This is a genomic window from Streptomyces sp. ACA25 (genome assembly GCF_028200735.1).
In the GTDB taxonomy this organism is placed as follows: Bacteria; Actinomycetota; Actinomycetes; order Streptomycetales; family Streptomycetaceae; genus Streptomyces.
Genome location: NZ_JAQKPV010000032.1, coordinates 1 through 7,256 on the forward strand (window position 1 = coordinate 1; position 7,256 = coordinate 7,256).

The following is a 7,256-nucleotide window of genomic DNA, read 5'->3' on the forward strand; positions in this document are numbered from 1 at the left end:
AGCCGCGTCAAGGCCGGCCAGACCGGGCAGCAGCTCGTCGTGGTCGGCACCGACCACGACAGCGCGGTACGCGAAGCGGGACCGCGCGGTGGCCAGGGTCAGTCCGACGTCGGCCGGATGAACCTCGGGGTTGTCCGCCAGGAAGGCGTGCAGCCGTTCCGCCTGCGCACGCAGGGCGGTCTCGGTGCGCGCCGACAGCAGCCACGGCACCACGGCGTCGCGCCGCGACACGACGGGTGCGGCAGTGCCGGGTGCGACTGGCTCGGCCTCCTCGATCACGACGTGTGCGTTGGTCCCGCTCACGCCGAACGACGACACACCCGCGCGGCGCGGCCGCTGCCCAGCGGGCCAGGGCTGCGGCTCGGTGAGCAGTTGCACCGCACCGGCCGACCAGTCGACCTGCGGGGACGGTTCGGTGACGTGCAGCGTGCGCGGCAGCTCGCCGGCGTTCAGCGCCAGCACCATCTTGATGACGCCCGCGACGCCCGCGGCGGCCTGGGTGTGGCCCAGGTTCGACTTCACCGAGCCCAGCCACGCGGGCTCCGCGCGGTCCTGGCCGTAGGTGGCCAGCAGCGCCTGCGCCTCGATCGGGTCGCCCAGCATCGTGCCCGTGCCGTGCGCCTCGATGGCGTCCACATCGGACGGTTCGAGACCCGCGTTCGCCAGTGCCTGGCGGATGACCCGCTGTTGCGCGGGCCCATTGGGCGCGGTGAGGCCGTTGGACGCACCGTCCTGGTTGATCGCCGTGCCCCGCACGACCGCCAGGACTTGGTGCCCGAGCCTGCGCGCGTCCGACAGCCGCTCCACGAGCAACATGCCCGCGCCCTCGGACCAGCCCGTGCCGTCGGCGCTCCCGGAGAAGGCCTTGCACCGGCCGTCGGCGGCCAGGCCGCGCTGGCGCGAGAAGTCGACGAACACGTCCGGCGTCGCCATCACGGTCACGCCGCCCACGAGCGCCATCGCGCACTCACCCGTACGCAGCGACTGGACGGCCCAGTGCAACGCGACGAGCGACGACGAACACGCGGTGTCGACCGTGACGGCCGGGCCCTGAAGGCCGAGCACGTACGCGATCCGGCCGGAGAGCACGCTGGCCGAGTTGCCGATGCCGACGTAGCCCTCGGCGCTCTCGACGCCCGGCCGCAGCAACGACACGTAGTCCTGGCCGTTGGTGCCGAGGAAGACACCGACGTCCCTGCCGCGCAACGACATCGGGTCAACTCCTGACCGCTCCACGGCCTCCCACGCGGTCTCCAGCGCGAGCCGCTGCTGCGGGTCCATCGCCAGCGCCTCACGGGGCGAGATCCCGAAGAACGCCGCGTCGAAATCCGCCGCCCCGTCGAGGAACCCGCCCTCGCGCACATAGGAGGTGCCCGCGTGGTCCGGGTCCGGGTGGTACAGCCGCTCCGTGTCCCAGCCGCGGTCACCGGGGAACGGCGACAGGGCGTCGCGGCCCTCGGTGAGCAGGCTCCACAGGTCTTCCGGCGTCGCCACGCCGCCCGGGAGGCGGCAGGACATGCCGACGACGGCGATCGGGTCGTCGTCCGACCGGCCCACGGCGACAGCCGCGACGGGTGCGACCCGCTCGCCCAGCAGCTCACCGCGGAGGTGTTCGGCGAGCGCGCGCGGATTCGGGTGGTCGAACACCAGCGTCGCGGGCAGTCTCAGCCCGGTCGCGGCGGCCACGCGATTACGCAGTTCCACCGCGGTCAGCGAGTCGAAGCCCAACTCCTTGAACGCGCGGCCGGGTGGCACGGCATCGTCGCCCGCGTGGCCGAGGACCACGGAGGCGTAGCTGCGGACCAGGTCGAGCAGCACCCGGTCGCACTCGGCGGCACCGAGCCCGGCGAGCCGCTGAGCGAGCTTGTCCTGCCCGGCCTCGGCTTCGGCGGCGCGGCGCGCGGGGCCGCGGACCAGCCCCCGCAACAGCGCGGGCACGGGGGTGCCGCCCGTGGCGAACGACGTCAGGTCCAGATACGCGGGCACGAGGACGGGGTCGGTACCTGCGGCAGCGCGGTCGAACAGGGCCAGCGCGTCGGCCGTGGACAGCGGCACCACGCCGTCGCGGGCCGCACGGCGCAGGTCGGCGGCGCCGAGGTGGCCGGTCATTCCGCTGGCGTGCGCCCACAGGCCCCACACCTGGGACACGGCGGGCAGGCCAAGGGCGCGCCGGTGCTCGGCGAGCGCGTCCACGAACGCGTTGCCCGCCGCGTAGTTGCCCTGGCCGGGCGCTCCGAAGAGGCCCGAGGTGGAGGAGAACAGCACGAACGCGGCCAGGTCGTGGCCCAGGGTCAGCTGATGCAGGTGCCAGGCGGCGTCGACCTTGGGCCGCAGCACACGGTCCACCCGGTCCGGAGTCTGCGAGGCGATGACGCCGTCATCGAGGACGCCTGCGGCATGTACGACACCGGTCAGCGGCCGCTCTGCGGTGATCTCCTCGATGAGCGAAGCCAGCGCGGCCCGGTCGGCGGCGTCGCACGCTGCGACGGACACCTCGGCCCCCAGTCCGCGCAGTTCCTCGGCGAGCGCGACGGCCTCGGGCGCGACGGAGCCACGTCGGCCGGCGAGCACGAGCCTGCGCACACCGTGCTCGGCCACCAGGTGCCGGGCACACAGTGCGCCGAGCGTGCCGGTTCCGCCGGTGACGAGGACGACACCCTCGGGGTCCCAGACGGGCGCGGGCCCGTCGGTCACCGGTGCGCGGACCAGTCGCGGCACGGAGGCGTGCCCCGCACGGACCGCGATCTCCGGCTCGTCGACGGCGAGCGCGGCGGGCAGCTGCTGCAGGGCATCCGGGCTGTCCACGTCGACCAGCACGAGCCTGCCGGGGTGCTCGGCACGGGCCGAGCGGACCAGGCCCCACACGGGGGCGTGTGCCAGGTCGGTGACGTCCTCGTCCCCGACGGCGACCGCACCGTGGGTGAGCACCACCAGCCGGGTGGCGGCCAGCCGGTCCTCCGCGAGCCACTCCTGGAGCACGGCCAGCACCCGGCGGGTGGCCCTGTGCGCGGCGCCGACGACGTCGTCCGACTGCGGCGGCCTGCACGGCAGGACCAGCACGTCGGGGACGGTGTCCAGGGCGGCGACGGCGGCGACGTCCGGGTAGTCGCGGAAGCCGGGCAGCGGGAGATCGCCGAGCACCGCGATCCCGTCGGCCGTGGCCCCGGGCAGCGCCGCGGGCGTCCACGCGACGCGGTACAACTCGCGGTCCCTGGCGGACTCCGTGGCGCGCGGCTGCCGCAGCTCGACCGAGTCGACCGTCAGCACGGGCGCCCCGGTGACATCGGTGGCGTACAGGGCGAAGGAGTTCCCGCCCTTCGGTGACAGCCGTACGCGCAGCCGACTCGCGCCCACGGCGTGCAGGGTGACGCCGCGCCAGGCACCGGGCACCAGGCCGGGGCGGACCTCTGAGAGGGCAGCGTCGAGCAGGGCGGGGTGCACGCCCCAGTCGCCGGCGCCCTCGGCTGTCACCTCGGCGGACACGTCACCCTCGAGAGCCTGCTCCCTGGCGACGCCGGTCCCGATGACATCGGCGACCGCGACGAGCACGCCGGTCGCGTGGCGGGTCCAGGGCCGGTCGTCCGCCGCGTCCTCCGGCCGGGAGAACACTCCGACCGCGCATGCGCCGTCGGAGTCCTCGGCGCCCACGGTGACCTGCAGACGCACAGCGCCATCGGCCGCCGTCAGCGGCGCGTCCTCGACCAGCCCGCCCAGCGCCCGGCCGCCGCCCGCCCACAGCGCCAGCTCCACCGGCGTAGCAGCGGGCAGCGGGGTACCCGCCGCCACCCGGCCGGTGAACACCTGCCCGCCGGAGTCCGCGAGAGCGATGGCGGCGCCGAGCAGCGGGTGGCCCGCGTCGGCCAGGCCCAGGCCGGTCGCATCGGCTGCCGCGCCCGGTCCTTCCGGCCAGAAGCGGCTGCGCTGGAACGCGTAGGTGGGCAGCTCGACAGGGCGCCCGTCCGGGCAGAGCGCGGCCCAGTCGACCGGCACACCGTGCACGGCGGCCTCGGCCAGCGAGGTGAGGAAGCGGCGCGGGCCGTCCTCGTCGCGGCGCAGCGAACCGACCGCCAAGGCGGACACGCCCACGGCGTCCGCGGTCTCCTGCACAGCTGCGGTCAGCACCGGGTGCGGGCTGACCTCCACGAAAACAGTGCGCCCGTCGTCGAGCAGGGCGCGGACGACGGGCTCGAAGCGGACGGTCTCGCGCAGGTTCCGGTACCAGTAGCCCGCGTCGAGCGTGGTCGTGTCGAGCGGGCCACCAGTCAGCGTCGAGTGGAATGTGACGTCCGACGGGCGCGGCTTCACGTCGGCGAGCTCGACAAGCAGCTCGGCCTCGACGGACTCGACCTGCGCCGAGTGGGACGCGTAGTCGACGGGGATCCGCCGCGTACGCACATCGTCGGCCGCGCAGGCGGCGGCCAGCTCGTCCAGCGCGTCCGGGTCGCCGGACACGACGGTCGCGGCGGGTCCGTTGAGCGCGGCGACCGATATTCGACCGGCCCACGGTGCGATCCGGTCGGCCACGGCGTCGGCGGAGAGCGCGACGGACAGCATTCCGCCCTGTCCTGCCAGCTGCTCGGCGATCACCTTGGAGCGCAGGGCCACCACACGGGTGGCGTCGGTCAGCGAGAGGGCGCCCGCGACGCACGCGGCGGCTATCTCGCCCTGCGAGTGCCCGACCACGGCCGACGGCACCACACCTTGTGCGGCCCACAACTCGGCCAGCGACACCATCACCGCGAACAGCACCGGCTGCACCACGTCGACCCGGTCCAGGCCCGGGGCTCCTTCGGCACCACGCAGCACGTCCAGCAGCGACCAGTCGACCAGGGGCGACAGCGCGTCGGCGCACTCGCGCATCCGCGCGGCGAACACCGGGGAGGCGCCGAGCAGGTCCACGGCCATGCCCAGCCACTGCGCGCCCTGGCCGGGGAAGACGAACACCACGCCCACGTCGGCCGCGTCGGCAGTGCCGGCGACCACGGAGTCGGCGGGCTTCCCAGCCGCCAGCGCGGCGAGCCCGCGCAGCGCCTGCGCGCGGTCGGCGGCCACGACGACCGCACGGTGCGGCAGCGACGCGCGGGACGCGGCCAGCGACCAGCCCACGTCCACCGGGTCCAGCCCGGGTTCGGCCTCGACCCGCTCGGCGAGCCGGGCGGCCTGCTCGGACAGGGCCGCGTCCGACCGCGCCGACAGGACCCACGGCACCCAGCGCGGCTGGGCGGCGCGCTCGGGCGCTGCCGGTTCCTCGGGGGCCTCCTCCAGGACCAGGTGCGCGTTCGTGCCGCTGGCGCCGAAGGACGACACACCCGCGCGGCGCGGCCGGCCTGACCGGGGCCACGGCTCGGCCTCGGTCACCAGCTCGACGGACCCGGACGCCCAGTCGATGTGCGGGGAGGGCGCGTCCACATGCAGCGTCTTCGGCACCTCAGCCGCGCGCAGCGCGAGCACCATCTTGATGACGCCGGCCACTCCCGCCGCCGGGCCGGTGTGACCCAGGTTGGACTTGAGCGAGCCCAGCCGCAGCGGTCGGTCGCGGTCCTGTCCGTATGTGGCCAGCAGGGCGTTGGCCTCGATCGGGTCGCCCAGGGTAGTGCCGGTGCCGTGCGCCTCGATGACGTCCACATCGGACGGCACGAGGCCGGCGGCGGCCAGTGCGGTGCGGATGACCCGCTGCTGCGCGGGCCCGTTGGGCGCGGTGAGCCCGGAGGACGCACCGTCCTGGTTGATCGCCGAGCCGCGCACCACGGCCAGCACGGGGTGGCCGTTGCGGCGCGCGTCCGACAGCCGTTCCAGCAGCACGACGCCCGCGCCCTCGGACCAGCCGATGCCGTCCGCCGCGGCGGCGAACGCCTTGCACCGGCCGTCGGGTGCCAGGCCGCGCTGCCGCGAGAACTCCACGAACGCACGCGGGGTTGACATGACCATCACGCCACCCGCGAGCGCCAGCGAGCACTCGCCGCTGCGCAGCGACTGCCCCGCGAGGTGCAGCGCCACCAGCGACGAGGAGCACGCGGTGTCCACACTGATCGCCGGGCCTTCGAGCCCGAGGGTGTAGGACACCCGTCCGGACAGGATGCTGGCGTAGTTGCCCGTGCCGAGCAGTCCCTCGTCCACCCCGCTGCGCACCACGCCGTGCCGCGAGTCGTAGCGCTGGTCGGTGACGCCCGCGAACACGCCTGTGGCGGAGCCACGCAGGCCGAGCGGGTCGATGCCGGTGCGCTCGAACGCCTCCCACGCCATCTCGAGGAACAGACGCTGCTGCGGATCCATCGCCAGCGCCTCGCGCGGGCTGACGCCGAAGAACGCGGCGTCGAAGTCGGCGGCTGCGTCGAGGAAGCCGCCCTGGTTCAGATAGCTGCGGCCCGCCTTGTCAGGGTCGGGGTCGTAGAGGCTGTCGAGGTCCCAGCCGCGGTCGGCCGGGAAGTCGCCGATGACCTCGCCGCCCTCGCTCAGTACGCGCCACAGATCCTCGGGCCCGGCGACGCCGCCGGGGAAGCGGCAGGCCATGCCGACCACGGCCAGCGGCTCGTCCATGGCGGTGGTACGGACAGCGGTGCGGGCGACAGTACGGGGGGCAGGACGCACGGCGGCGGGCAGCGCGGCCGGGGCGCCGTCCAGCTCGGCGAGCAGGTACGCGGCGAGCGCGGCGGGGTCGGGGTGGTCGAAGACGACAGTGGTCGGCAGGCTCAGGCCGGTCGCCTCGTTCAGCGCGGTACGCAGGCGCAGCGCGGCCAGGGAGTCGAAGCCGAGGTCGGTGAACCCGCGCTGCGGCTCGACGTCCGCCGGCCCTGCGTGGCCGAGCACCGCGGCGGTCCTGGCCCTCACCAGCTCCAGCGCCTTGCGGCGACGGTCCGCGGCGGGCAGCGCGGTAAGGCGGTCGCGCCAGGTCGCGTCGCTGACCTCGGCGGGCAGCTCCACGGGGGCGGCCATGGGGAGCGGGCGCGCCATGCCCTCGACCGGCGGCCAGTAATGCTCGCGCTGGAAGGCGTACGTGGGCAGGTCGACCGCGCGCGCACCGGTGCCCGCGTAGAAGGCGGCCCAGTCGACACGCACACCGCCGACGTGGGCCTCGGCCAGGTTGGCGAGCAGGGTCGGCAGGCCGCCGTTGTCGCGCTGCAGGGAGCCGACGACCACGGCCGTGCAGTCCGCCGCCTCCACGGTCTCCTGTGTGCCGACGGCCAGCACGGGGTGCGGGGTGACCTCGACGAACCCCCGGTATCCCTGGGCGACAAGACCGGCCACGGCGTCGGCGT

At 74.9% G+C, this 7,256-nt stretch carries 1 protein-coding gene; it reads right to left on the reverse strand.

All coding sequences use genetic code 11. The annotated features are described in order from the left end of the window. Positions 1-7,256 (reverse strand): type I polyketide synthase (locus PJ985_RS22925; RefSeq protein WP_271685809.1); only part of this gene is annotated, 7,256 nt, incomplete at both ends.